Below are 26135 nucleotides of genomic sequence, written 5' to 3'. Positions count from 1 at the left end.
GGAGATGTGTAAAAGAGACAAATAAAAAAAAAAAACTTACTATCACTCCTGTAAATAATCAGTGATAAAAAAACCCGCCGTAGCGGGTTTTTATTTAGCAACGAACCGAACCGTTATTACTGACCTTTAACTTCTTTCAGGCCATTGAACGGAGCGCGCGCACCCAGCGCTTCTTCGATACGGATCAGTTGGTTGTATTTAGCAACGCGGTCAGAACGGCTCATAGAACCGGTTTTGATCTGGCCAGCCGCAGTACCCACAGCCAGGTCGGCGATGGTTGCATCTTCGGTTTCACCTGAACGGTGAGAGATCACTGCGGTGTAGCCTGCGTCTTTCGCCATCTTGATAGCAGCCAGAGTTTCGGTTAGAGAACCGATCTGGTTGAATTTGATCAGGATGGAGTTAGCGATGCCTTTCTCGATGCCTTCTTTCAGGATCTTGGTGTTGGTAACGAACAGGTCGTCGCCCACCAGCTGGATTTTGTCGCCCAGCACTTTGGTCTGGTATGCGAAACCATCCCAGTCAGATTCGTCCAGGCCGTCTTCGATAGACACGATTGGATATTGTTTGGTCAGCTCTTCCAGGAAGTGAGTGAACTCTTCGGAAGTGAAGGCTTTGTTGCCTTCGCCAGCCAGGACGTATTTACCGTCTTTGTAGAATTCGGAAGCCGCACAGTCCATCGCCAGAGTTACGTCTTTGCCCAGCTCGTAGCCTGCTGCTTTTACCGCTTCAGCGATAACAGCCAGGGCTTCGGCGTTGGAACCCAGGTTTGGTGCGTAGCCGCCTTCGTCACCTACAGCGGTGTTCAGGCCTTTGGCCTTCAGCACTTTCGCCAGGTGATGGAAAACTTCGGAACCGATGCGAACGGCTTCTTTCAGGGTTTTCGCGCCAACCGGCTGAATCATGAATTCCTGAATGTCGACGTTGTTGTCAGCGTGCTCGCCGCCGTTGATGATGTTCATCATAGGCAGTGGCATAGAGAATTTGCCTGGGGTGCCGTTCAGCTCAGCGATATGCTCATACAGCGGCATACCTTTGGAAGCTGCAGCCGCTTTAGCCGCTGCCAGGGAAACCGCCAGAATGGCGTTAGCGCCGAACTGGGATTTGTTCTCAGTACCGTCCAGGTCGATCATGATCTTGTCGATGTTAGCCTGGTCTTTGGCATCTTTGCCCAATACAGCCTGAGCGATCGGGCCGTTTACTGCAGCAACGGCTTTCAGTACGCCTTTACCCAGGAAACGAGACTTGTCACCGTCACGCAGTTCCAGTGCTTCACGGGAACCGGTAGAAGCACCTGACGGCGCAGCAGCCAGACCTACGAAACCGCCTTCCAGATGCACTTCGGCTTCAACAGTCGGGTTACCGCGGGAGTCGATGATTTCACGACCGATGACTTTAACGATTTTGGACATTAGGTTTTCCTCAGTACAAGTTAAACTAAAACTCCAGACAAACAGCGCGCGGTTCTCACCGCGCGCCGCCTACCAAATATTTTATTTCACCTGGCGCTTCTGATACTCACCAGCGGCCTTCACAAAGCCGGCGAACAGCGGATGACCATCACGCGGCGTCGAAGTAAATTCCGGGTGGAACTGACAAGCTACAAACCACGGGTGATTCGGCAGTTCGATAATCTCAACCAGCTTGTTGTCTGCGGAACGGCCGGCAACCAACAGCCCGGCAGCTTCAATTTGCTTCAACAGCATGTTGTTAACTTCATAACGGTGACGATGACGTTCAACAATGGTCGGTTCGCCGTACATCTGGCGCACCAGGCTATTGTCGGTCAGGTGGCATTGCTGACCACCGACACGCATCGTGCCACCCAAATCGCTTTCTTCGGTACGCACTTCAACGTTGCCGTCTTCGTCACGCCATTCGGTGATCAATGCCACCACCGGGTACTTACAGTCTGGCACAAACTCGGTTGAGTTGGCGTTCTCCATACCCACAACGTTGCGGGCGAACTCCATCAGTGCCACCTGCATACCCAGACAGATGCCCAGATAAGGGATGTTGTTTTCACGCGCATAACGCGCGGTCATCACCTTGCCTTCTACGCCACGGTAGCCGAAGCCGCCTGGGATCAGGATCGCATCCAGACCTTTCAGCACTTCTACGCCGCGGGTTTCAACATCCTGCGAGTCGATCAGCTTGATGTTCACGGTCAGACGATTTTTCAGACCGCCGTGTTTCAGAGCTTCAATCACCGACTTATAAGCATCCGGCAGTTCGACATATTTGCCGACCATACCGATAGTCACTTCGCCGCCCGGATTGGCTTCTTCGTAAATAACCTGCTCCCACTCGGCCAAGTTGGCTTCCGGCGCGTTGAGGCTGAATCGTTTACAAATATAATCATCAAGCCCCTGAGATTTCAATAGGCCTGGGATTTTATAAATAGAATCAACGTCTTTCAGGGAGATAACGGCTTTTTCCGGCACGTTACAGAAAAGTGCGATTTTCGCGCGTTCGTTAGCAGGAACTGTGCGATCGGAACGGCAAATCAGCACATCTGGCTGAATACCGATGGAAAGCAGTTCTTTTACGGAATGCTGAGTAGGTTTGGTTTTCACTTCACCGGCAGCAGCCATGTACGGCACCAGCGTCAGGTGCATGTACAGGGTGTGCTCGCGGCCCACTTCCACGGCCATCTGGCGGATGGCTTCCAGGAACGGCAGCGATTCGATATCGCCGACGGTACCGCCGATCTCAACCAACACCACGTCGTGGCCTTCGCCGCCTTCGAGGATGCGTTCTTTAATCGCGTTGGTGATGTGCGGGATGACCTGTACGGTTGCGCCCAGATAGTCGCCGCGGCGTTCTTTACGCAGAACGTCGGAGTAAATGCGACCGGTGGTGAAGTTGTTGCGGCGCGACATTTTGGTGCGGATGTAGCGCTCGTAGTGACCCAAATCCAGATCGGTTTCTGCGCCGTCTTCGGTGACGAAAACTTCCCCATGCTGAATCGGGCTCATGGTGCCCGGATCCACGTTGATGTACGGGTCCAGTTTCATGATGGTAACGTTGAGGCCACGGGCTTCAAGAATAGCCGCCAGAGAGGCTGCGGCAATGCCTTTACCCAGAGAGGATACGACCCCGCCGGTCACAAAAATATAATTAGTTGTCATGCTGAACCTGAGAGTTTAGGTTTAAAGACGATGGAAGAACCAAGACGGGAAAGTAGTATACCCGAACCTCTCCAGACCTACAAACGATCGTTTTACTGTCCATCATCTCTGTCACCATCAAGGGTTCATCAGGGTTTACTCTATCGGCCTGCCAGTGCCTGTCTTTTTAAAACAAGGAGTTAGCATGGAAAATTTTATTTTTCCGCCCTTTCGAGACAATAAAACGCCTTAGATTTCAGTTTGTTGGCGTTTTGCTGTCGGTAAGCCACGGTTCAGCAAACTATGGTCCTGAGCTTAACCGTTTCAGCTTGGGTGAACCTTGTCGCCGATCAAGGTTAAGCTCCGGCGACAATCCTAGGACACCCGAGCGGCAGATTAGTTTTCCTGACGCTTAACCTGCTGCCACGCCTCTTCCATCTGCTCCAGCGTTGCTTCGCCCATCTGCAACCCACGCCGTTGGATGATCTCTTCCACCTGACGGAAACGGCGCTCGAACTTGCGGTTGGCGGCCTGCAACGCATTTTCTGCCTTATGGCCAAGATGGCGCGATAAATTGACCGTGGCAAACAGCAGGTCGCCGATTTCCTCTTCCAGTTTCTGTTCGTCGACAACCGCCTGCTGCGCTTCATGCATCACTTCGTCGATCTCTTCGTACACCTTGTCCAGCACCGGACCCAACGTATGCCAGTCAAAGCCGACCGAAGCGCAGCGTTTCTGAATTTTGTGCGCCTTCATCAGCGCCGGCAGCGCCTGAGGAATATCATCCAGCGCCGAATGCAGCGCTTTCTCTGCACGCTCACCGGCCTTCAACTGCTCCCAACGCGCCGCAACGGCCTCGCTGTCGGCGGCATCGGCTTCCCCGAAAATATGCGGATGGCGACGTTCCAGCTTGTCGCTGATAGCGTTACACACCTCGTCGAAACCAAACAGCCCCTGCTCCTGGCCTATCTGGGCGTAGAACACCACCTGGAACAGCAGGTCCCCCAGTTCGTCCCGCAGATCGCCGTAGTCCTGACGTTCGATAGCGTCCAGTACCTCATAGGTTTCTTCCAGCGTGTAAGGGGCGATGGTGGCGAAGGTTTGTTTGCGGTCCCATGGGCAACCGACCTGCGGATCGCGCAGCGTTTTCATGATGTTCAGCAAGCGGTGCAGTGGAGAAGATTGGGTCATAAGAAAGTCTCTGACAAAAGAATCGGCGCCGGTCATTAGTGTAGCGGCGCAGCGTGCTGCGCCCGGGTCAATCGGGGCGAATAGGTTCGCCCCTACGATAACTGAAGCCACGGAGCCTGGCCAACAATGATGCGGCCCGAAAGACGCAGGTGATTTAGCTGCCGTGCAGGCGTTTGGCGTCTATCACGTCCGGCAGTTGATTGAGCTTGGCTAACACCCGGCCCAACACCTGCTGGTTGTAAATTTCAATGTCCATATCGATGGTTGCCAGCTGCTTTTTGGTGTCGCTGCGGCTGGCCACACCCAGCACGTTGACCTTTTCGTTGGCCAAAATGGTGGTGATGTCACGCAGCAGGCCGCTGCGATCGTTGGCCATGACGCGCACCACCAGCGAGTAACCGCTGGAATAGCTCTCGCCCCACACCGCGTCCACGATACGTTCCGGCGCGTGCGATTGCAGATCCACCAGTTGGTCACAGTCCGCACGGTGAATGGAGATGCCGCGCCCCTGGGTGATAAAACCGATAATATCGTCGCCCGGGATCGGCTGGCAGCAACGGGCAATGTGGTGCATCAGGTTGCCTACCCCTTCCACCACCACCCGGCCGTTGTCCTTGCTGCGGGTTGCCGGCGGTGCTTTCTGCTGCACCAGCTGCCGCAGCGCTTCGCGATCCTGCTCTTCGGCGCTCGGCTTGTTGAACTTGCCCTGCAGGAAATTCACCATCTGATTCAGGCGAATATCACCGCCGCCAATCGCCGCCAGTATTTCATCCAGCGAATTCATGTTGTAACGCGGGATCAGCAGCTTCTCGGCCTCTTTCAGGCTGATGCCGAGGTGTTCCAGCTCGCTGTCCAGCATCTGGCGACCGGCAAGGATATTTTTATCGCGATCCTGTTTGCGGAACCAGTTGTGGATCTTGGAACGTCCGCGGCTGGTAGTGATATAGCCCAGGTTCGGGTTCAGCCAGTCGCGGCTTGGGTTCGGCTGCTTCTGAGTGATGATCTCAATCTGGTCCCCCATCCGCAGCTGATAGGTAAAGGGCACGATGCGGCCGCCAATTTTGGCACCGATACAGCGGTGACCGACGTCGCTGTGAATATGGTAAGCGAAGTCGAGCGGCGTAGAACCGGCAGGCAGATCCACCACGTCGCCTTTCGGGGTAAATACATACACCCGATCGTCGAACACCTGGCTGCGAACCTCGTCGAGCATCTCGCCGGAGTCCGCCATCTCTTCTTGCCAGGCGATCAGTTTGCGCAGCCAGGCGATGCGTTCCTCGTAGCCCGAACGTACCGTCGCAACCGCACCCTCTTTGTATTTCCAGTGCGCGGCAACACCCAGTTCTGCATCTTCATGCATCTGCCGGGTGCGGATCTGAATTTCCAGCGTTTTCCCGCGCGGGCCCAATACTACGGTGTGGATCGACTGATAACCGTTGGGCTTCGGGTTGGCGACGTAGTCGTCGAACTCATCCGGCAGATGGCGGAAGTGGGTATGCACAATCCCCAGCGCGGCATAGCAGTCCTGTAAGCGCTCGACCACCACGCGCACCGCGCGCACGTCAAACAGCTCGTCAAACGCCAACGCCTTCTTCTGCATCTTGCGCCAGATGCTGTAAATATGTTTTGGACGGCCGTAGATGTCCGCCTTGACGCCTTCATCGACCATCGCATTACGCAGCGAGGCGACGAAATCGTCAATAAACTGTTCGCGATCGATGCGGCGTTCGTGCAGCAGCTTGGCGATGCGTTTGTACTCGTCCGGATGCAGGTAGCGGAAGCAGAAATCTTCCAGCTCCCATTTAAGCTGCCCGATACCCAGACGGTTAGCCAACGGCGCATAGATGTTCGAACACTCTTTCGCCGCCAGCACGCGCTCGTCTTCCGGCGCATCTTTCACTTCACGCAGGTGAGCGATACGCTCCGCCAGCTTGATGACCACGCAGCGGAAATCCTCCACCATCGCCAACAGCATGCGGCGCACGTTGTCGACCTGTTCGGAGGCCATCGAATCGTTTTGGGTGGCTTTCAGTTGGCGGATGGCGTCCATATCGCGTACGCCATGCACCAGATAGGTGATGCCCTTGCCGAACTCTTCGGTCAGGGTTTCTTCCTGCACGATGCCGGCATCCACCAGCGGAAACAGCAGCGCGGCGCGCATGCTGTCGTTATCCATGCTCAGAGTAGAGAGGATCTCGACCATCTCCAGCCCGCGCCACAGCAACAGAGGCGCATTAGGGTGGTTCTGGGTCTGCTGCTCACAGTAGCGCCAGGTTGCGGCTAATCGCTCACATGACTGCGGGTTAGGTAGCCCCAAGCTGGCAATCCACTCGTCAAGAGCAAATTCACCAGCCGTGTTCAGATGTGCACTTCTTACCGCAACCATACCCTCTCCCTACTTTGCAGCGACCTCTGGCGCAGAACCGTTAATAAACAGCGCCATTGACTCAAGATGCCCCGTATGCGGAAACATATCCAACATCCGCACACGTGCAAGACGATAACCGGCGCTCAGCAGCACTTTGCTGTCGCGTGCCAGCGTGGTCGGGTTACAGGAAACATAAACCACCCGCTCTGGCGCCAGTTTAACAATATGTGACATCACTCCGGCCGCGCCCGCACGGGCAGGGTCCAGCATCACTTTATCAAATCCTTGTGCTGCCCAAGGTTGTTGCTCAACGTCCTCTTCCAGATTTTCATGAAAGAAGCTGGCGTTATTCAGCCTATTCTTATGTGCATTATATTGCCCATTCGCTACCAGTGTGGCAACACCTTCTATGCCCACCACCGCAGCGGCGCGTCGCGCCAACGGCAGGGTAAAATTGCCCATGCCGCAGAACAGATCCAATACCCGATCATTGGGTTGAATACTGAGCCATTCAAGGGCCTGGGCCACCATTTGCTGATTTACGCTGTCATTTACCTGAATAAAGTCACGCGGACTGAAGTCTAAGCGTAGCCCGTCGACCTGATAATACGGCGTTTCACCGCACAGTTTTTCGAGGCTATCGCTGTCCGGCGCCAAATAAATGGTTACGTTTTTTGTCCGCGCAAAAGCCTGTAAGGCCTGGCGGTCATCCTCTTTCAAGGCGTCAAGATGGCGCAGAACCAGTACCGGGCCGTTGTCTGCCAGCACCAGTTCGGCATGTCCCAGTCGTCTGGCGACCTGCAATGCGCTCAGGCAGGTTCGCAATGGCGTCAGTAATTGTTCCAGCGCAGGATGCAGCACCGGGCATTGCGTCACCGGCACCAGATCGCTGGAGGCCGCCTGGCGAAAGCCCATCACCAGACGTTGCTGTTTAGGCTGCCACAACAGCCCGAGACGGGCGCGACGACGATAGCCGTATTGTGGACCAGCGATCACCGGCTCCTGCTGTGGCGTAACACCGGTTTCGCGCGCGATCATTCGCACCAGGGCCGCCGCCTTGCTCTGCTGCTGCAGGTTTTCATCCGCGTGTTGCTGCTGGCAACCGCCGCACACGCCAAAGTGGGGACAGCGCGGTTCGACGCGTTGCGGGCTGCGGCTTAGCAGGCGCTTTAACCTGCCTTTGGCAAACTTGCTTTTTTCTTCCGTCAGTTGGACTTCCGCCTGCTCGCCCGGTAATACCCCGGGGATGAAAATCGCTTTGCCGTTGTGGTGCGCCACGCCCTGACCAAAGGGATCGAGGTTGTCTACCGTCAGTGTTAGCACGGGAGAATTTTGCCGGGTCGTCACGCGACGTTTCGGAGAGTAGAATTGCGCCATATTTGTCGATTGAGTGCTGGTTCATTTAAAGTAGAGATTGTCCGGCAATTCTCCCACATTGGAAACCCATGACCAAATACAGCCTGCGGGCGCGCATGATGATCCTGATTCTGGCCCCAACGCTGTTGATTGGTCTGTTGCTCAGCACTTTCTTCGTAGTGCATCGCTACAATGAATTGCAAGAACAACTGGTTGACGCCGGCGCCAGCATTATCGAACCGCTGGCGGTGGCCAGCGAGTACGGCATGACGTTCCGCAGCCGCGAGTCGGTCAGGCAGTTGGTCAGTCTGTTGCACCGCCGTCATTCAGATATTGTGCGCTCAATTACGGTATTCGATGCGCAGAATAATCTGTTTGTCACCTCCAATTACCATCACAACTTTACCCAGTTGCAACTGCCTAAAGGGGTTCCAATCCCTACGGATCTGATGCTGACCCGGCGCGGCGACTCCCTGATCCTGCGAACCCCGATCCTGGCGGAGAGCCAGTACCCGGACCAGGCTGCCAGCAGCGACCCTCAGCAGGACAACCGCCTGGGCTACGTGGCGATCGAGCTGGATCTGCAGTCGGTTCGTCTGCAGCAATACAAAGAGGTCTTCGTCTCCACCCTGCTATTGCTGTTGTGCATGTGCATCGCGATCCTGTTCGCTTACCGCCTGATGCGCGACGTCACCGGCCCGATCCGCAATATGGTCAATACCGTCGATCGCATCCGTCGCGGCCAGCTCGACAGCCGCGTCGAAGGCTTTATGCTGGGCGAACTGCATATGCTGAAGAACGGCATCAACTCGATGGCGATGTCGCTCACGGCCTACCACGAAGAGATGCAGCAGAACATCGATCAGGCAACCTCCGACCTGCGTGAAACGCTGGAGCAAATGGAGATCCAGAACGTGGAGCTGGATCTGGCGAAAAAACGCGCCCAGGAAGCGGCTCGCATCAAGTCCGAATTCCTGGCGAACATGTCGCACGAGCTGCGTACTCCGCTCAACGGCGTGATTGGCTTTACCCGCCAGATGCTGAAAACCGAAATGAGCGTCACCCAAACCGATTACCTGCAAACCATCGAGCGCTCGGCCAACAACTTGCTGACCATCATCAACGACGTGCTGGACTTCTCCAAACTGGAGGCCGGCAAGCTGGTGCTGGAGCATATTCCTTTCTCGCTGCGTGAGACGCTCGACGAGGTCATTGTGCTGTTGGCACCGAGCGCCCACGAAAAAGGGCTGGAGCTGACGCTGGACGTGCACAACGACGTGCCGGAGCAGGTGATCGGCGATTCGCTGCGGCTACAGCAGATCATTACCAATCTGTTGGGTAACGCGATCAAGTTTACCGAGACCGGCAACATCGATATCCGTGTCGAACTGCGCGGCCTGCAGGACCGTCAGATTGAGCTGGAAGTGCAAATCCATGACACCGGCATAGGCATTTCCGAACGACAACAGTCACAGCTGTTCCAGGCGTTCCGTCAGGCGGACGCCAGCATTTCGCGCCGCCACGGTGGTACCGGCCTGGGGCTGGTGATCACCCAGAAACTGGTGAAAGAAATGGGCGGCGATATCTGCTTCCACAGCCAGTTGAACCGCGGCTCGACCTTCTGGTTCCACATCACGCTCGATCTGCACGAAGGTATGCTGTCGCTGCCGCCAAGCCTGCCGGATCTGCAAGGCAAGACGTTGGGGTATATCGAAGCCAACCCGATGGCAGCGCAGGCGACGCTCAATATGCTGAACGTCACCCAACTGGTGATTACCCATTCACCTACGCTGGCCCAACTGCCGAAGAAACATTACGACTTCCTGTTGGTGGGCGTGCCTATCCCCTTCCGCGACAATATGGCTCAGCACGAAAGCAAGCTGCTGGCGGCATTGAAGGTCGCTGAGCGGGTAATTCTGGCGCTGCCTTGCCAGTCGCAGATCAACGCCGAAATGCTTAAACAACAAGGTGCCGCCGGCTGCCTGATCAAGCCGATCACCAGCAATCGCCTGTTCCCGCTGCTGCGTATGGAAACGCCGCTGCGTATCACCGCGCTACCGGAACGTAAGCGCCTGCCGCTGACGGTGATGGCGGTTGACGATAACCCGGCTAACCTGAAGCTGATCGGCACCCTGCTGGCCGAACAGGTGGAAAAGACCCTGCTGTGTGAAAGCGGGGAAGAAGCGCTGCTACTGGCCCGCGATAACGTGCTGGACCTGATCCTGATGGATATCCAGATGCCGAATATTGACGGTATTCGAACCAGCGAGCTGATCCGCCAACTGCCGCACCACAATTCCACGCCGATCGTCGCCGTCACTGCCCATGCGGTCAGCGGCGAGCGCGAACATTTACTGCAGGCAGGCATGGATGACTATCTGGCTAAGCCGATTGACGAAGCCATGCTGACCCGCGTATTGGCGCGCTATCACAGCGGTGAACCCGACCCGGTAGCCCCGGTTAACGTTAATGAACCGCTGCTGTCGCTCGACTGGGCCCTGGCACTGCGTCAGGCGGCCAACAAGCCCGATCTGGCCCGTGACCTGTTGCAGATGCTGCTCGACTTCCTGCCACAGGTTAGCGAACGCGTGCAAGCGATGCTCGACGGCACGCCGGACGCCGACATTCTGGATTTGATCCACAAACTGCACGGCAGTTGCAGCTACAGCGGCGTACCGCGTCTGAAACAGCTGTGTTTCTACCTTGAACAGCAGTTGCGTCGGGGGGTGAGCAGCGACGATTTGGAGCCGGAATGGCTGGAGCTGCTGGATGAGATTGAGCTGGTCTGCCAGGCGGCGCGTTCTCACCTGGCCTGATGTTGCCCGCAGTAAAAAGGCACGCCGTAGCGTGCCTCAGATTGCTGACGAAGTCCTTTGCCGTTAAAAGCACTGATCTGGGGACTAGTAAAAACAAAGGATTATGTTTTCTGATTTACCCCAAGCATCCGAAAATCCCATTTTTCGGGTGTTTGTCATCATACTAAGGCACGCCATAGCGTGCCTTGTAAGTGGAAACCGGTTGGCAATGATTACTGCATCAGCAGATACAAGCTGGTGTCACCGCGCAGGATATTCAGCGCCAGTACCGAAGGTTTGCTGTCGAGGATCTTGCGCAGTTCACCCAGGTTCTGGATCGGCTGTTGGTTAACGCCCAGGATCACGTCACCTTTTTTCAGCCCAATACGTGCGGCAGCGCTGCCGGCTTTAACGCTATCTACCTTCACGCCTTTCTGGTTGCCGACCTGGCCATTGCTCAGTTCGGCACCTTCAATACCGGTGTAAATATTGCCGGATTCAACCTGCGTTTGAGTGCTTTGCTCCAGCGTGACGTCCACGGTTACCGGCTTGCCGTCACGCAGGATGCCCAGTGACATTTTGCTGCCCACCGGCAGAGTGCCAATTTCCGCGCGGAACGACGCAAAGCTGGAAATGGCTTTACCGTTCATGGTGACAATCACATCACCGGCCTTGATGCCCGCCTTGGCGGCAGAAGATTTCGGCATCACCTGGCTGACGAACGCCCCGCGCTGCGCGTCCACTTTCATCGCTTTCGCCAGTTCAGAGTTCAACTCGGTGCCCATAATGCCCAACTCACCGCGTTTGACCTGGCCGTACTCGACCATTTGCGCGGTCAGGTTTTTCACCATGTTGCTCGGGATAGCGAAACCGATACCGATGTTGCCGCCGTCCGGCGCCAGGATCGCGGTGTTGATGCCGATCAGTTCGCCGTTGAGGTTAACCAAAGCGCCGCCGGAGTTACCGCGGTTAATCGCCGCATCGGTCTGGATGAAGTTCTCGTAGTTCTCGATATTCAATCCACTGCGACCCAAAGCAGAAACGATCCCGGAAGTGGCGGTTTCGCCCAGCCCGTATGGGTTACCGATGGCCACGGTGTAATCACCGACCCGCAGTTGTTCGGAGTCTGCCATCTTGATTGCCGTCAGGTTCTTGAAGTCTTTCAGCTGGATCAGCGCAATATCAGAGCGTGGATCCTTGCCGATCACCTTGGCGTCAAATTTGCGACCGTCGCTCAGTTGGACCTGAATTTTGTTGGCATTGTCCACCACGTGGTTGTTGGTCACCACGTAGCCTTTGGCCGCGTCAATCACCACACCGGCGCCCAGCGCCTGGAATTTTTGCTGCGTGCCCTGATCAGGAGCCCCCGGTTCAGCACCGGCCCCCCCCTGACACATCGGCGAGCCCTGGAACGGCGAACCGTCCTGGCAGAACGGTGAATCTTCACCGAAGAACTGTTGGAACTGCTGTGGCATCTTCGGCGTATTGACCGTGGTGCTGCCTTCAACATTGATGCTGACCACGGAAGGCATCACTTTTTCCAGCATCGGTGCCAGGCTCGGCAATTGCTGGGTGCTGGAAGACGCGGTTTCTGCAGCAACGGCCGTCATCGGGCCCATCGCCATACCAATACTGAATGCCAATGCGCTCAGAACTAATGCGGTTTTTTTCATCTGTGTGTCTCTTCTAAAGTCGATCAGAAAGTATTAGGGTCTTTGTGCATAGTGAGAGCCTATTAATAACCCGAAGTTCCGGCGCAGATTATTGGTAATAGTAAACAAATATTGTCCGTCTTTACAAAACTCCAAATAAGCTCGCGGCACTCGGAAAACGGCTCAAAATAATATTTATTAGCCGAATGAATTATTCCGCAGCCATTAATCTGCGGTATTCGTCATAGGCATAAAGATCGGTCATGCCGCTGATATAATCCTGCAGCAAACGCGCGCGGAAATAATACTCCCGGATAGCCAGTTGCTCAGGCGACAGGTGCTGCAAACCTTCAATTGCTTCGATATACGCCAGGCGATGTTTGGTCGAAAGCTTGTGAAACAGGCGTGTTTCTATCGGATAAGCACGATGGCTGTCTTCCTGCACCAGCCGGGTAAAATCCGCCAAGGACATTGCCAGCAACGGGCTGTAGATATCCAGCAGGCCGCTGATCACCCGGTAGCCCTGCAGCTCAAGCTGTTCGACTTCCGGATGGTTGAAGACGTGTTTGAAGGCAACATTCTTGAATATTTTCAACAGCTGGTAAGCCGGGCTGAAATCCTCCAGCAGCGCCTGATTAAAGTTTCCCTGGAAAACCGCATCCAGATTATCAATAAAACGCTGTGCCGCATGCGGCACCAAACGCGCCACGGTGAAAACGCGCAAATACATGAAGAATTGATCTTCAGTACTGCGCCGCGCACCGCCGCGATCGATTTTGCGAAAAGCGCTGGCCACGGTTTTATCAAACAAATCGCCCGGCGTGACCTCGCCCCATTCCTGAGTTAAATGCTGGTAAAGCTGTTCGACGGTGAAAATGTTTTTTTCCACCGCGTCTTCCAAATCCGCCACGCAGTACGAAATATCGTCAGCAGCTTCCATAATATAGGTCAATGGGAAACGGTCGAACTCGCCCATATTCAACTCACGCCGCAACCGATCGACAAAAGCCTCTTCCGCCAGATAAAAGCCCGGTTTTTTCATCAGGTAGTTGTGGCTGGCGGGAATATCGCTGGCCCAGTAGGCCGGGCGGGTATATTTCAGGATACAGCCCACCTGTGCATAGGTCAGGTTAAGCTTCAGCAGGGTATACACCAGGCGGATGGCCTGGGCATTGCCTTCGAAGTGGCTGAGATCGTGACGAATGCGGCTGCGTAGGCGGTTGAGATCGCTCTCGCCTTCGTGCAGACGCAAGACGCTGACCTGACAGCGATCGTGACTGGCGGGCTCACTGCCACAGTTGGCGGGATCGAGCCGCTGCGAAAACCAGTCGTTAATCGCCGACTCGCCAAAATGGCCGAAAGGCGGGTTGCCGATGTCGTGCATCAGACAGGCCATTTCGACAATGCTTTCAAAAGGATCGAGCAACTTGGTCAGGCCGAGCTCGTCAATCCGCCCTTCCTGTTTGAAACGATTGAGGATCTCTTTGGCGATATGCCGCCCTACCTGTTGCACTTCCATGGAGTGCGTCAGGCGGCTGCGCACCGCGGCGTTGCGTTCGAGCGGAAACACCTGGGTTTTTTGCTGCAGACGGCGGATGGCGGCGGAATTGACAATACGCCCGCGATCGCTCTCGAACTGCCGCACTATGTCGTATTCTTCTTCGGCTTCAATCGGCTTGCTGAAGGGCCGTTGGAAGCTGATTTTCTGTTTAAAGTCGATCCCGGACATCTGTTTCTCCGCCGTTGCGCCCAGCCCCCGTGATAACAATTCCCGACGGCATATGCAACGCATTATCTCTCTATGAGAGCCATGATAGACTATGCCGCAATTCCCACACCCAATCAGCGAGTGTTATTTATGAAAGTAGGCATCATCGGCGCAATGGAGCAGGAAGTCACCCTGCTGCGCGATCAAATCGAAAACCGTCAGACCATTCAACGCGCGGGCTGTGAAATCTATACCGGCCAGATCGGTGGCGTTGACGTGGCGTTGCTTAAATCCGGCATCGGCAAGGTTTCTGCGGCCATGGGGACCACCCTGCTGCTGGAACACTGCAAGCCGGACGTGGTGATCAACACCGGTTCCGCCGGTGGCCTGGCCAGCACGCTGAAGGTCGGCGATATCGTGGTGTCCGAAGAAGTACGTTATCACGATGCCGACGTGACCGCTTTCGGTTACGAACCAGGCCAAATGGCCGGCTGCCCGGCGGCGTTTGTCGCGGACGACGCGCTGATTGCCCTAGCGGAAAGCTGCATCAAGCAACTGGATCTGAACGCCGTACGCGGCCTGATTTGCAGCGGCGATGCCTTTATTAACGGCGCAGAGCCTTTGGCCCGTATTCGCGCTACTTTCCCGAGCGTGGCGGCAGTAGAAATGGAAGCGGCGGCCGTGGGCCACGTTTGCCACCTGTTCGGCACCCCGTTTGTCGTAGTGCGCGCAATCTCTGACGTTGCCGACAGTGAATCGCACATGAGCTTCGACGAGTTCCTGGTGGTGGCCGCCCAGCAATCCACGCTGATGGTTAACGCCATGCTGCAGACTCTGGCTAAGCGCGGTTAATGTGACGCGACGCTTTTCAGCCCTGTTGTGGCTGCTGGCATTGTGGGTGGCGCTGCCTGTCGGCGCTGCCCAGCGCGTGATCAGCCTGGCACCCAATACCACCGAACTTGCCTATGCCGCCGGCATGGGCGACACGCTGCTGGCGGTAAGCGCCTATTCAGATTATCCCCCGGCCGCCAGGAAACTCGAGCAGGTGGCCTCCTGGCAAGGCATCAATCTTGAGCGGGTACTGGCGCTAAAGCCGGATCTGATCCTGGCCTGGCGCGGCGGCAACCCACAGCGGGTGCTGGATCAGCTCGCCGCTTTCGGCATTCCGATTTTTTATGCCGACGCCACCACCCTGGAGGATATTCCCCGCTCACTGGATCAACTGGCCCAATACAGTCCGCATCCTGAACAGGCGCATCAGGCCGCAGAGGCTCTTCGTCAGCAAATTGCCGACCTGAAAGCCAAATATCCTCACACTCAGCCAAGACGAGTCCTGCTGCAATTCGGCACCCAACCTTTGTTCACCACTTCCGGTGCCACCTTGCAAAGCCAGGTGTTGTCGCTGTGCGGTGCGGAAAACATCTTTGCCGACAGCCGTATGCCGTGGCCGCAAATCAGCCGTGAGCAGGTGTTGGCGCGTCAACCCCAGGCCATCGTTATTACCGGCGACCAAAAAGAGATCGCCAGCGTGAAGGCCTTCTGGGCTCCGCAACTGCAGATACCGGTGATTGCGCTCAATGGCGACTGGTTCAACCGCGCCGGCCCCCGCATTATGCTGGCAGCACAACAGCTGTGCAGCCAACTGGCGGAGATCCGTTAATGCTGGTGTTTTGGCTGGATATCCTGGGCACGGCGGTTTTCGCCATTTCCGGCGTATTGCTGGCGGGCAAGTTGCGGATGGATCCCTTTGGCGTGCTGGTACTTGGCGTGGTGACTGCGGTGGGCGGCGGCACCATTCGCGACATGGCATTGGCCAACGGGCCGGTATTTTGGGTGAAAGATCCGACCGATCTGGTGGTGGCGATGATCACCTGCGTGCTGACGCTGCTGCTGGTGCGCCAGCCACGCCGCCTGCCTAAATGGATCTTGCCGGTGCTGGATGCCGTCGGGCTGGCGGTGTTCGTCGGTATCGGGGTAAATAAAGCCTTCGCGGCCGATGCCAGCCCGTTAGTGGCGATCTGTATGGGAGTGATCACCGGCGTCGGCGGCGGCATTATCCGCGATGTACTGGCGCGTGAAATCCCCATGATCCTGAGAACCGAAATTTACGCCACCGCCTGCATTATCGGCGGCATCGTACATGCTACGGCCTACGCAACCTTCGGTATGCCGCTGCAGCAGGCGATGATGCTTGGCATGGTCATCACCTTGGCGATCCGGCTGGCAGCCATTCGCTGGCACCTAAAACTGCCCGCATTTATCCTCGAGCGCTAATCCCACTCCGCCCGATTCCGGGCGGAGCCTTATCACGCTCCCCCCCTAAAGCAGAACATTCGACCAATTAATAAACAAATGTTATTATCAACTCCTGAAAAATTCAGGGAAAACAATGTAATAAACTTTTTAAGTTCAAGTTAACTATTCTCCCGCCCTGTTAAATTTTATTAACTTTTTGCCGATAAGCCATTATGTGATTGCTTACGGATGGCTGTTGTCCTAATGATGAAAAATATTATCTTATTGTTCAGCGTACTGCTGTGCAGCTCTCTCGCTTACGCCGGTACCACCAGCGGCAAAATCGGCGTCAGCCTGACCTTAATGCCTATGTGCAGCGTAGATGTCAGCGGCACGGCCCCTCAGGTGAAATGCGGCAATGCGACCGATAGCCAGCCTAAGGTGACCCGTAGCAGGTTACAAAACGAGGGCGGCAGTGAAGCGTATCGCGAATTGGTCACCGTAGAATGGTAACCATAAAAAAACCCGCAAACCGGTGAGGTTGGCGGGTTCTCTGCACCACGGCATACAGGATCAGACGCTGAAGGAAGATCCACAGCCGCAGGTGGTTTTGGCGTTCGGGTTAGTCACCACAAAGCGCGAGCCTTCCAGGCCTTCGGTATAATCGACCGAGCCACCCACCAGATACTGCAGGCTCATCGGATCAACCACCAGCGCAACGCCCTGCTTCTCGATGGTCATATCGCCATCGTTGACCTTGTCGTCAAAAGTGAAGCCGTATTGGAATCCGCTGCAACCGCCACCGGTAATGTAAACCCGCAACTTCAGATTCGGATTTTCTTCATCAGCAATCAGGACTTTAACCTTGCTTGCTGCTGCCTCGGTAAATTGCAGGGGCAGTGCTGTTTCATCACTCATACTCTTTACTCCCAACATTGTTCTGCATCAGGTCGCTACAATGGCGGCCGGATTAATGTTAATGATTATCCAATACCTGAGTGTTGCGTTCAAGTATTCACCGCATTTGTTGTATTTTCTTTACCTGTTTTATCTGCCGCCTCGCTTGCCTGCAACGCTTCCTGCCGTTGTAAGGTGCGGGCTAATATTGAGGAATACAATGGCTTGCCCCCGAGGAACTGCGCCACCAGCGTAGCACCCAGGCAGGTAATTATCATTGGCAGGATGAGCTGGTAATTGTCGGTCATCTCCAGCACCAGCACGATCCCGGTCAGCGGCGCACGCACCGTGGCAGCAAACAGCGCACCCATGCCGGCAATGGCGAAGGTGCCGGCTTCGATGCCGTACTCAGGGAACAAATGGCCGCCGGCCAGGCCAAAGGCGGTGCCAAACAGCGTGCCCAACGCCAGCATCGGCGCAAAAATGCCGCCCGGAGCCCCCGAACCGAAACACAACAGCGTAGTGATCACCCGGGTGATAAAAATAAACATCAGCATGCCGACGCTATAGTTACCCGCTGCGGCGATCGGGATCAGGCCAAAACCGCCGCCAGCCGCTTCGGGCTGGATCAACCCCAGAATGCCGCAAATACCGCCAAGCAAACCGCCCATCAGCAAAATTTTGCGCATTTTGCCGCCGTGCAGCCGAGCGAACATATCCTGAGTGCGGAAGACCAACGCGTTGAACATCACCCCCACCGCACCAAATATCGCCCCCAGCACCAAATACAGCCAAAGGGTATTGATCGGCGCCGAGGAAAGCTTGCCCACCGCAATCACCGAACCTTCCCCGTTGAACAGCTGGAACACCACGCTCGACATAATGACGCCGATAAACACGGCTTTAATCGAAATCAGGTTGTAGCGGAACTGCGGCCGCATCTCTTCAATGATAAACAAAATGCCCGCCAGCGGGGCGTTAAAGGCTGCGGACAGGCCGGCGGCTGCACCGGTAGCCAACAAAGAATGGCGTGCTTCGGCACCGCGCATGCGGAAGATATCCAGCACCATGCGCCCGACGTTGCCGCCCATCTGCACCGTAGGCCCTTCGCGGCCCAGCACCATACCCGCCCCCAAGGTACCCATACCGCCGATAAACTTCACCGGGATCACTCGCCACCAACGCACCGGGCGCAGCTCTTCCAGCGCCCCTTCGATCTCCGGTATGCCCGATCCCCCAGCCTCCGGGGCAAAGCGACGCACCAGGTAATATCCCAACATCGCCAGCGCGGCGGAAAGAATAAAGGCCAGCGGCCAAACCAGGATCCAATAATCGGCGACCTGCGCCAGAGCAGAAAAGCGCTGCTGCTGTACCCAGTCCACCGCCTTATCAAAGGCCACCCCGAGCAGACCCGCCAGGGTGCCCACCAGCGCCGCCATAAACAGGATCGCCACCGGCGTTTTATCCCGGCGTAAAAGCTGGCGCACTGCGTCACTGCGTTTTAGACGTGGGGCCTGTGCCACCCGCGGCTGTTGCTGTAATTCAGTCATAATGGGTTATTCATTAATGGAATTAAATGTAATACAAATAGGCTAGTTGATTATTCTAACCCACCCGCTAATCGATCGCCCCTCTAAATAGGTATCTGACTGTGATCGTTTCATATCGACGAACACTTCACTAGAATAGCGCGGTCAAATCATTCAAAAGAGAATCCAGGAGCCGTTCTATGAGCTTAAACAGCAAGTCCGAAAGTCTGTATGCCGAGGCAAAACAGGTAATCCCAGGCGGGGTTAACTCTCCGGTGCGTGCATTCAACGGCGTTGGCGGTGTGCCGCTGTTTATCGAACGGGCGGACGGGGCTTACCTGTTCGACGTCGACGGCAAAGGTTATATCGACTACGTCGGTTCCTGGGGCCCGATGGTGTTGGGTCACAACCACCCGGCGATCCGCAACGCGGTCATTGAAGCGGCGCAGCGCGGCCTGAGCTTTGGCGCGCCGACCGAGATGGAGGTTAAAATGGCGGAGCTGGTGACCGAACTGGTGCCGACCATGGATATGGTGCGAATGGTGAACTCGGGTACCGAAGCCACCATGAGCGCAATCCGTCTGGCGCGTGGCTACACCAACCGCGACAAGATCATCAAATTTGAAGGCTGCTACCACGGCCACGCCGACTGCCTGCTGGTCAAAGCCGGCTCCGGCGCGCTGACCCTGGGCCAGCCTAATTCGCCGGGCGTACCGGCCGATTTCGCCAAACACACCCTGACCTGCACCTTTAACGATCTGGATTCGGTGCAGGCCGCATTTGAACAATACCCTTCCGAGATCGCCTGCATCATCGTCGAGCCGGTCGCCGGCAACATGAACTGCGTGCCGCCACTGCCGGAGTTCCTGCCGGGCTTGCGCGCACTGTGCGACAAGTACGGCGCGCTGTTGATTATCGACGAAGTCATGACCGGCTTCCGCGTAGCGCTGGCCGGGGCTCAGGCTCATTACGGCGTAGAACCCGATCTCACCTGCCTGGGCAAAATCATCGGTGGCGGCATGCCTGTCGGCGCCTTTGGCGGCCGCCGCGAAGTGATGGAAGCGCTGGCACCAACCGGGCCGGTCTATCAGGCTGGCACCCTGTCCGGCAACCCGATTGCGATGGCGGCCGGCTATGCCTGTCTGACCGAAGTCTCTCAGGTCGGCATTCACCAGACCCTGACCGAACTGACCGATATGCTGGCGGCTGGCCTGCTGCACGCGGCTGAAGAAGAAAACATCGCGCTGGTGGTTAACCACGTTGGCGGGATGTTTGGCCTGTTCTTTACCGATGCCCCGGCAGTAACCTGCTATCAGGACGTGATGCAGTGCGATGTAGAACGCTTTAAGCGCTTCTTCCACCTGATGCTGGAGGAAGGAGTTTATCTGGCGCCTTCCGCCTTTGAGGCTGGCTTTATGTCCGTTGCTCACAGCAAGGAAGACATTCAGCGCACCATCGATGCCGCACGTCGCTGTTTCGCCAAGCTGTAAGATTGGTCAAGCCAATAAAAACGGGCGCCTGGCGCCCGTTTTTATTTCCATCGTGCCCCCTGCTCTCGCTTTAGAGCAAGGCACCGTAAATGGTCAGCAGCGCCACCACCACCACGATAATCATCGTCACCTTACGCGCCAGGGTGACCGCCGCCCGTGGGGTCTGTACCGGATCCATGTGAGGATCGCGCGCCAGTGAAAACTGCGCCAACCGCGTTAGCACCTGATACGACGAGGAGTGACGATCGCCCAACGACGCAAACCACGCCGGCAGCGCTCTTTCACCATGGCCAAACAGGGCGTAAGCCACACCGGCCAGACGCACCGGGATCCAGTCCAGCCAGTTCAGCAGATGATCGATGCCTGACTGCGAACGCTCCAGCGGCGTGTTGTGGCGCGCCAGCCAGGTCTGGTAAGCGCGCAGGAAAGAGTAGCCTGCCAGCGCTATCGGCCCGTAAGGCCCACAGACCACGAACCAAAACAGCGGCGCCAGATAATAACGGAAGTTAATCCACAGCAGCGCATTTTGCAGTTCACGCAAGCGCAGCTCTTCGCTGCAATCCACCGGCAGACCGTGGATCAGCGCCAGTTCTTCCGCCATTTGATCGCTGGCATGCGCATCCCCCTGCCGAGCGGCCTTCAGATAGGCCCGATAGTGTTTACGCTTGATCCCTGCGCCGACACACAGCAGATCAATGACGATCCACAGCAACAGCGTCACTACGCCGAAAAACAGCCCCTGGGACAGCCACAGGATCCCTGCCACCACCACCATCCAGGCCAGCGTCATCAGCAGCGTTTGCGCCAGTGAAAACCGATGCAGCCGATGAAATACCACCTCAAGGCGATGATCCAACTGCCAATGCTCACCCAGCTTGAATAAACGTTCCCACGCCAGAACCAGTAACAGCGTAAACAGCGTCATTAGCGACTCCTCTCCCTTTCCATTGTTCCAAGCATAGCGTCATCTGGTCCGCCGGGTTGTTCCAGAGATGCCAGATATAAATCCCAGTCAAACGCCGGGCCGGGATCGGTTTTGCGGCCAGGGGCAATGTCACTGTGCCCGGCGATATGCGCCGCCAACATCGGATAATGCCGGATCAGCAGCGCGGTCACCGCGTTCAGACTTTGGTATTGCTGCGGCGTGAACGCCACCTGATCGGTACCTTCCAGTTCAATGCCGATCGAAAAATCGTTACAGCGCTCTCGTCCCTGATATGAAGAAACGCCCGCGTGCCAAGCTCGGCGGTCAAAGGGCACATACTGAACGATTTCACCCTCGCGACGGATCAGGCAGTGCGCCGAAACGCGCAACTGATGAATATCAGAAAAATAGGGGTGATCCGCAGGATCAAGAGTACCGGTAAACAGCCGATCGATATAGGGGCCGCCGAACTCGCCGGGCGGCAGGCTGATATTGTGGATCACCAGCAGCGAAGGCGCCTCCTCATTCGGGCGAAGATCGCAATGCGGCGAGACAACCCGGGTTACCCCGACAATCCAGCCTTGTTCTAACTGCATCAGATACCTCTGGGCGGTGGTACTTGTCACGGCAACAGAGTAGCATGTTCCCCCTACGATCTTACCGTCCATTTCGGAGTTTTCTATGCCGACACGCCGCTACAGTGCCGACACTCGCCGCACCGAGCTTCTTGAACGAATTGAAAGCGATATCCCCTATGCCGTTGCCCAGGCGCTGCGTGAAGACCTGGGAGGCGAAGTCGATGCCGAACGCGATATTACCGCGCAATTATTACCGGCCGATACCCAGGCCGAAGCCACGATCATTACCCGCGAACCCGGTATATTTTGTGGTAAGCGCTGGCTAAATGAAGTTTTTATCCAACTGGGCAACCAGGTGAAGGTGGACTGGCAGGTGGCGGACGGTGATAGCCTGGTACCCGATCAACCGCTTTGCAAACTGACCGGCCCGGCACGAGTGCTGCTGACCGGTGAGCGCACCGCGCTGAATTTTGTGCAGACCCTGTCCGGCGTAGCGACCGAAGTCAGCCGCTATGTGGCACTGTTGCAGGGAACGAAAACCCGCCTGCTCGACACCCGCAAAACCCTGCCAGGGCTGCGCACCGCACTGAAATATGCCGTATTGTGCGGCGGCGGCAACAACCATCGTCTGGGGTTGTCCGACGCCTTCCTGATCAAGGAAAACCACATCATTGCTTCCGGCTCGATCAAAAATGCCGTCGAGAAGGCCGTCTGGCTGCATGCCGACGTGCCGGTCGAGGTGGAAGTCGAGTCGCTGGACGAACTGCAGCAGGCGCTGGACGCCGGTGCAGACATTATCATGCTGGACAATTTCAGCGTCGAAATGATGCACGCCGCCGTGGCGCAAACCCAGGGCCGCGCACAGCTGGAAGTCTCCGGCAACGTGACCAGCGAAACCCTGCGTACCTTCGCCGAAACCGGCGTGGACTACATCTCTGTAGGTGCGCTGACCAAACATGTGACCGCCCTCGATCTTTCCATGCGCTTCAAATAACATCCGCGCCCCGCACCTCCCTGAACCAGCGGGGAGGTGTTTTTTCACCAAAATTGCGAAACACGCCTCATCTCTTTTCCCGCTGCTGCAACCTCAGTCGATTGCTGTGGAACTGCGCCTAAAAACAGCCATCACTCGCTCGAAGCGCCCCGTTGGCCTGATTACTCTGGTCCTCACATTGACATGGAGGAAGCAACGGATGGAAACGCAGCGCGGTTTTACCCTGATAGAACTGATGGTGGTAATCGCCATTATCGCCATACTGAGCGCCATAGGTATTCCTGCCTATCAGCGCTATATCCAAAAGGCAGCGATGACCGACATGCTGCAAACCATGACGCCGTATAAGCTGGCCGTTGAACTGTGCGTGCTTGACAGCGGCACGCCGACCGGCTGCAACGCCGGCAGCAAAGGCATCCCTACCGGCGACGCCTCACGTTACGTCAGCGCGGTACAGGTCAGCCAGGGCGTGATCTCGCTGACCGGCACGCAAACGCTGCAGGGGTTGACGGTCGCACTGACGCCAACCCAAAATGCCAGCGGCCTGACGCGTTGGACACGCCAGTGCACCAGCGAAAACAGCAATCTGCAGGAAACCTGTCAGGAAGTTTTCCGTTTTGACACTACCGCCGTGGCGCCAACATCATGAGTACGGTAATCAGCGATGAAATCCATACCCTGTGCCAGCGCTATCAGGCACTGGCTCTTAGTGAAGATGACCAGTGCCTGAACGTCGCACTGACTGCCGAGGCCCCCCAGGCGCTGCTGTCGGCCCTGCGTTTTGCCACCGGTAAACGCATTCACCTGGAACAATGGCCGGCGGCCAGGCTGGAGTCAGAGCTGAATCGTCGACAAATGCGGGGCGATCGGCTCGAACAGGTCGCACCGGAGGATCAACCCGCCGCGCCCTCATTAAACGACGACAGTGACGCCCCCGTGGTGCAATTTATCAATCAGACGCTTCGCATCGCCATTCAGCGACGAGCCTCGGACATTCATTTCGAGCCTTACCAACAGACTCTTCGTATCCGACTACGTATTGACGGCGTGTTGCAGGCGATAACCTCACCGCCATTCACGCTTGCCGCTCGCCTCACGGCCCGATTGAAAATCATGGGGCAGTTGGACATCGCCGAGCGCCGCCTGCCGCAGGATGGACAGCTCAGCGTGCGGTTGGATAACGCTCGCTACTCCATGCGTATCGCCACCCTGCCCACCCTGCACGGCGAAAAAGTGGTGCTGCGAATTTTGCAAACTGAACGCCAGGAGCTGCCGTTGGAGCAATTGGGTATGGATCCGACGGCACTGGCGCAGTTTTCCACGGCCTTGTCCTGCCCACAGGGTATGATCCTGGTCACCGGCCCCACCGGCAGCGGCAAAACCGTCACGCTGTACAGCGGTCTGCGTCAGTTAAATGATGCGCAAAGTAATTTATGCAGCGTCGAGGATCCGATTGAAATTCCCCTGTTCGGTATCAATCAGACGCAGACCAACGCCAAAACGGAACTGGATTTTTCCCGCGTATTACGCGCCTTGCTGAGACAGGATCCGGACGTCATCATGATCGGTGAGATCCGCGATCGGGAAACGGCGGAGATCGCAGTAAAAGCCGCTCAAACCGGCCACCTGGTGCTTTCCACTTTACACACCAATTCCACCAGCGAAACCCTGACGCGCCTGACCCATATGGGTATCCCGGGCTACCTGATTGCCGCCTGTCTGAAACTGGTTATCGCACAACGACTGGTGCGCAAGCTATGCAGCCACTGTCGCTATCAACAAAGCCAGCCCGTACGTTTTCCCACAGCCATTTGGGCTACACCTCTGCTGCCCTGGCAGGCCGATGGCTGCGAACACTGCTTCAGCGGTTACTACGGCCGTACCGGGGTGTATGAACTGTTGACCATTACCCCGGAGGTGCAAGCCGGCCTGCTGGCGGGGGCAACCCCCGGTATGTTGGCTGAAATCGCCCGACAGCAGGGGCAGACGACGTTACTGCAAGCCGGGTTAACGCTGGCCGCTCAGGGCGTCACCTCGCTGGAGGAGGTGTACCGCATTGTCGGTGTTATTGCCGACAGCGGGGGCGCTCCGTGAAAACGCTGCGCCTTTTCCTCTGGCAGGCAATTGACCCACACGGGCAGCTGCGTGAGGGTGAGCTGATGAGCGGTGAGAAGAATGAGGTCAGCCAGTGGTTGATCGAACAAGGGCTGCAACCCTGCCAGATCAACAGCGGAAAACGTATTTCACCGGGTCAATGGCGCGGTGAACCTCTGATTCAGTTCACCCGTCAGTTAGCCACCCTGCTACAGGCCGGATTGCCGCTGGTCAGCGGGTTACAGTTGCTGGCTGCAGAGCACCCGTCCGCAGCCTGGCGCTGCCTGCTGCGGGAAGTGAGTGGACAGGTGCGCCAGGGTCAGCCATTTTCTGAGGTCATCGCAGAGCAACATGCCGTGTTTCCTCTGATCTACCGCCAGCTAATCGCCATTGGCGAGCTGACCGGCCACCTGGATGAATGCTGCCTGCAACTGGCCCAACAGCAGGAAGCACAGCAAAAACTGCAAAAGAAAGTCATCAAGGCGCTGCGTTATCCTTTGTTTATCTGCGCGGTGGCGCTGCTGGTAAGTATTTTGATGCTGGTGATGGTGTTGCCGGAGTTTGCCGGCGTCTATCAGTCCTTCAATGCGCCGCTGCCGTGGTTTACCCAAGGGTTGCTGAACCTTTCCTCCCTGCTGATCGGTAGCGGTCCCTGGCTGGCGGCGATTCTGGTCTGCATGGCATACACCTATCTCCGCCGCCTGCATCCACAGCCTCAATGGCGCAGGCGCGAACAGGCGGCGCTGTTGAGGCTGCCGCTGATTGCGCACCTGATCAAAGGCGGCTGCCTGAGCCAAATATTCCGTATTCTGGCCATGACCCAGCAGGCTGGGCTCAGCCTGGTTGACGGGTTGGCTGCAGCAGCGCTGTCGGTGGATAACCTGTTTTATCGCCAGGCGATTGACACCATCAGGCAACAGATTGCGCAAGGGCAGACTTTTCATCGCGCCCTGGAACAGCAGGCGCTTTTCCCAACGCTGTGCCAGCAATTGGTGCGGGTGGGCGAAGAATCCGGTTCGTTAGATACCCTCTTGGGCAAACTGGCCGTGTGGCATGAACAGCAAACCTTTGAGCTGGCCGATACCCTGGCGCAAACGCTGGAGCCCCTATTGATGCTGGTGGTGGGAGGGATCGTCGGCACATTGGTGATCGCCATGTATCTGCCGATATTTCAGTTGGGGAATGTTTTGGGGTAAGCCCGTCAGTGATTGGG

The 26135-nt window shown here is 56.6% G+C and carries 21 protein-coding genes; 10 read left to right on the top strand and 11 right to left on the bottom strand.

All coding sequences use genetic code 11. The annotated features are described in order from the left end of the window. Positions 1 to 116: 116 nt before the first annotated feature. From eno to rlmD, 5 genes are all read right to left on the bottom strand, one after another. Positions 117 to 1412 (bottom strand): phosphopyruvate hydratase, encoded by a 1296-nt coding sequence (eno, locus tag H5P17_RS21670; protein ID WP_020825242.1) that lies wholly within the window; start codon positions 1410 to 1412, stop codon positions 117 to 119. An 81-nt stretch (positions 1413 to 1493) separates the two neighbouring features. Beyond that, a complete protein-coding gene (gene pyrG / locus H5P17_RS21665; protein ID WP_020825241.1) occupies positions 1494 to 3131 on the bottom strand; it encodes a glutamine hydrolyzing CTP synthase in 1638 nt (545 codons plus the stop codon). Positions 3132 to 3506: 375 nt separating this feature from the next. Beyond that, the gene (gene mazG / locus H5P17_RS21660) at positions 3507 to 4301 is read right to left on the bottom strand and encodes a nucleoside triphosphate pyrophosphohydrolase (protein ID WP_182825146.1); all 795 of its coding nucleotides are present in this window, start codon (positions 4299 to 4301) and stop codon (positions 3507 to 3509) included. Positions 4302 to 4455: 154 nt separating this feature from the next. Beyond that, positions 4456 to 6687 (bottom strand): GTP diphosphokinase, encoded by a 2232-nt coding sequence (gene relA, locus H5P17_RS21655; RefSeq protein ID WP_020825239.1) that lies wholly within the window; start codon positions 6685 to 6687, stop codon positions 4456 to 4458. A gap of 9 nt (positions 6688 to 6696) precedes the next feature. After that, on the bottom strand, positions 6697 to 8046 hold the full coding sequence (gene rlmD / locus H5P17_RS21650) for a 23S rRNA (uracil(1939)-C(5))-methyltransferase RlmD (protein WP_182825144.1): 1350 nt from the start codon (positions 8044 to 8046) through the stop codon (positions 6697 to 6699). 68 nt (positions 8047 to 8114) lie between these two features. Between rlmD and barA the strand changes: the two genes are divergently transcribed. After that, complete coding sequence (gene barA, locus H5P17_RS21645; protein WP_182825142.1) at positions 8115 to 10841, top strand: two-component sensor histidine kinase BarA; 2727 nt, start codon at positions 8115 to 8117, stop codon at positions 10839 to 10841. A 212-nt stretch (positions 10842 to 11053) separates the two neighbouring features. On the opposite strand, the gene degP is transcribed toward barA, so the two are convergent. Further along, on the bottom strand, positions 11054 to 12493 hold the full coding sequence (gene degP / locus H5P17_RS21640) for a serine endoprotease DegP (protein ID WP_044554196.1): 1440 nt from the start codon (positions 12491 to 12493) through the stop codon (positions 11054 to 11056). Between the two features lie 190 nt (positions 12494 to 12683). Beyond that, positions 12684 to 14201 (bottom strand): dGTPase, encoded by a 1518-nt coding sequence (dgt, locus tag H5P17_RS21635; RefSeq protein ID WP_182825140.1) that lies wholly within the window; start codon positions 14199 to 14201, stop codon positions 12684 to 12686. 129 nt (positions 14202 to 14330) lie between these two features. Between dgt and mtnN the strand changes: the two genes are divergently transcribed. From mtnN to H5P17_RS21615, 4 genes are all read left to right on the top strand, one after another. Then, positions 14331 to 15032 carry a 5'-methylthioadenosine/S-adenosylhomocysteine nucleosidase gene (gene mtnN / locus H5P17_RS21630; RefSeq protein WP_020825234.1) on the top strand — a complete coding sequence of 234 codons (702 nt, stop codon included), beginning with the start codon at positions 14331 to 14333 and terminating at the stop codon, positions 15030 to 15032. Position 15033: 1 nt separating this feature from the next. After that, positions 15034 to 15840, top strand: coding sequence for a vitamin B12 ABC transporter substrate-binding protein BtuF (gene btuF / locus H5P17_RS21625; protein ID WP_182825138.1), 807 nt, complete (start codon positions 15034 to 15036; stop codon positions 15838 to 15840). Further along, on the top strand, positions 15840 to 16454 hold the full coding sequence (locus tag H5P17_RS21620; RefSeq protein WP_044554193.1) for a TRIC cation channel family protein: 615 nt from the start codon (positions 15840 to 15842) through the stop codon (positions 16452 to 16454). The genes btuF and H5P17_RS21620 overlap by 1 nt, the downstream gene beginning before the upstream one ends. A gap of 225 nt (positions 16455 to 16679) precedes the next feature. Further along, a complete protein-coding gene (locus tag H5P17_RS21615) occupies positions 16680 to 16928 on the top strand; it encodes a hypothetical protein (protein ID WP_255477977.1) in 249 nt (82 codons plus the stop codon). Positions 16929 to 16988: 60 nt separating this feature from the next. On the opposite strand, the gene erpA is transcribed toward H5P17_RS21615, so the two are convergent. Together erpA and clcA are read right to left on the bottom strand one after the other, a co-directional pair. Next, a complete protein-coding gene (gene erpA / locus H5P17_RS21610) occupies positions 16989 to 17333 on the bottom strand; it encodes an iron-sulfur cluster insertion protein ErpA (RefSeq protein ID WP_004950184.1) in 345 nt (114 codons plus the stop codon). An 89-nt stretch (positions 17334 to 17422) separates the two neighbouring features. Beyond that, the gene (gene clcA / locus H5P17_RS21605; protein WP_044554191.1) at positions 17423 to 18862 is read right to left on the bottom strand and encodes a H(+)/Cl(-) exchange transporter ClcA; all 1440 of its coding nucleotides are present in this window, start codon (positions 18860 to 18862) and stop codon (positions 17423 to 17425) included. 179 nt (positions 18863 to 19041) lie between these two features. On the opposite strand from clcA, the gene hemL reads away from it, so the two are divergent. Continuing rightward, the gene (hemL, locus tag H5P17_RS21600; RefSeq protein ID WP_182825134.1) at positions 19042 to 20331 is read left to right on the top strand and encodes a glutamate-1-semialdehyde 2,1-aminomutase; all 1290 of its coding nucleotides are present in this window, start codon (positions 19042 to 19044) and stop codon (positions 20329 to 20331) included. A gap of 70 nt (positions 20332 to 20401) precedes the next feature. Here hemL and ampE read toward each other — a convergent pair whose 3' ends face one another. Together ampE and ampD are read right to left on the bottom strand one after the other, a co-directional pair. Next, entirely contained in the window at positions 20402 to 21256 is an 855-nt protein-coding gene (ampE, locus tag H5P17_RS21595) for a beta-lactamase regulator AmpE (RefSeq protein ID WP_044554189.1), read from the bottom strand. Next, positions 21256 to 21852, bottom strand: a complete 597-nt coding sequence (gene ampD / locus H5P17_RS21590; protein WP_044554188.1) for a 1,6-anhydro-N-acetylmuramyl-L-alanine amidase AmpD — start codon at positions 21850 to 21852, stop codon at positions 21256 to 21258. The genes ampE and ampD overlap by 1 nt, the downstream gene beginning before the upstream one ends. A gap of 85 nt (positions 21853 to 21937) precedes the next feature. Here ampD and nadC point away from each other — a divergent pair, with 85 nt between their 5' ends. From nadC to hofC, 4 genes are all read left to right on the top strand, one after another. Then, positions 21938 to 22828: a carboxylating nicotinate-nucleotide diphosphorylase gene (gene nadC / locus H5P17_RS21585; protein ID WP_182825132.1), complete on the top strand. Its 891-nt coding sequence runs from the start codon at positions 21938 to 21940 to the stop codon at positions 22826 to 22828. Positions 22829 to 23027: 199 nt separating this feature from the next. Further along, the gene (ppdD, locus tag H5P17_RS21580) at positions 23028 to 23477 is read left to right on the top strand and encodes a prepilin peptidase-dependent pilin (protein ID WP_182825131.1); all 450 of its coding nucleotides are present in this window, start codon (positions 23028 to 23030) and stop codon (positions 23475 to 23477) included. Then, positions 23474 to 24922, top strand: a complete 1449-nt coding sequence (gspE, locus tag H5P17_RS21575; protein ID WP_182825129.1) for a type II secretion system protein GspE — start codon at positions 23474 to 23476, stop codon at positions 24920 to 24922. Before ppdD ends, gspE begins: the two co-directional genes overlap by 4 nt. After that, on the top strand, positions 24919 to 26118 hold the full coding sequence (gene hofC, locus H5P17_RS21570; RefSeq protein ID WP_182825127.1) for a protein transport protein HofC: 1200 nt from the start codon (positions 24919 to 24921) through the stop codon (positions 26116 to 26118). The genes gspE and hofC overlap by 4 nt, the downstream gene beginning before the upstream one ends. Positions 26119 to 26135 lie beyond the last annotated feature (17 nt).

The organism is Serratia sp. OS31, assembly GCF_014164835.1.
Lineage (GTDB): Bacteria > Pseudomonadota > Gammaproteobacteria > Enterobacterales > Enterobacteriaceae > Serratia > Serratia liquefaciens_A.
The sequence above is the reverse complement of the archived record's forward strand: the minus strand, read 5'-3'. Positions and strand labels throughout refer to the sequence as shown.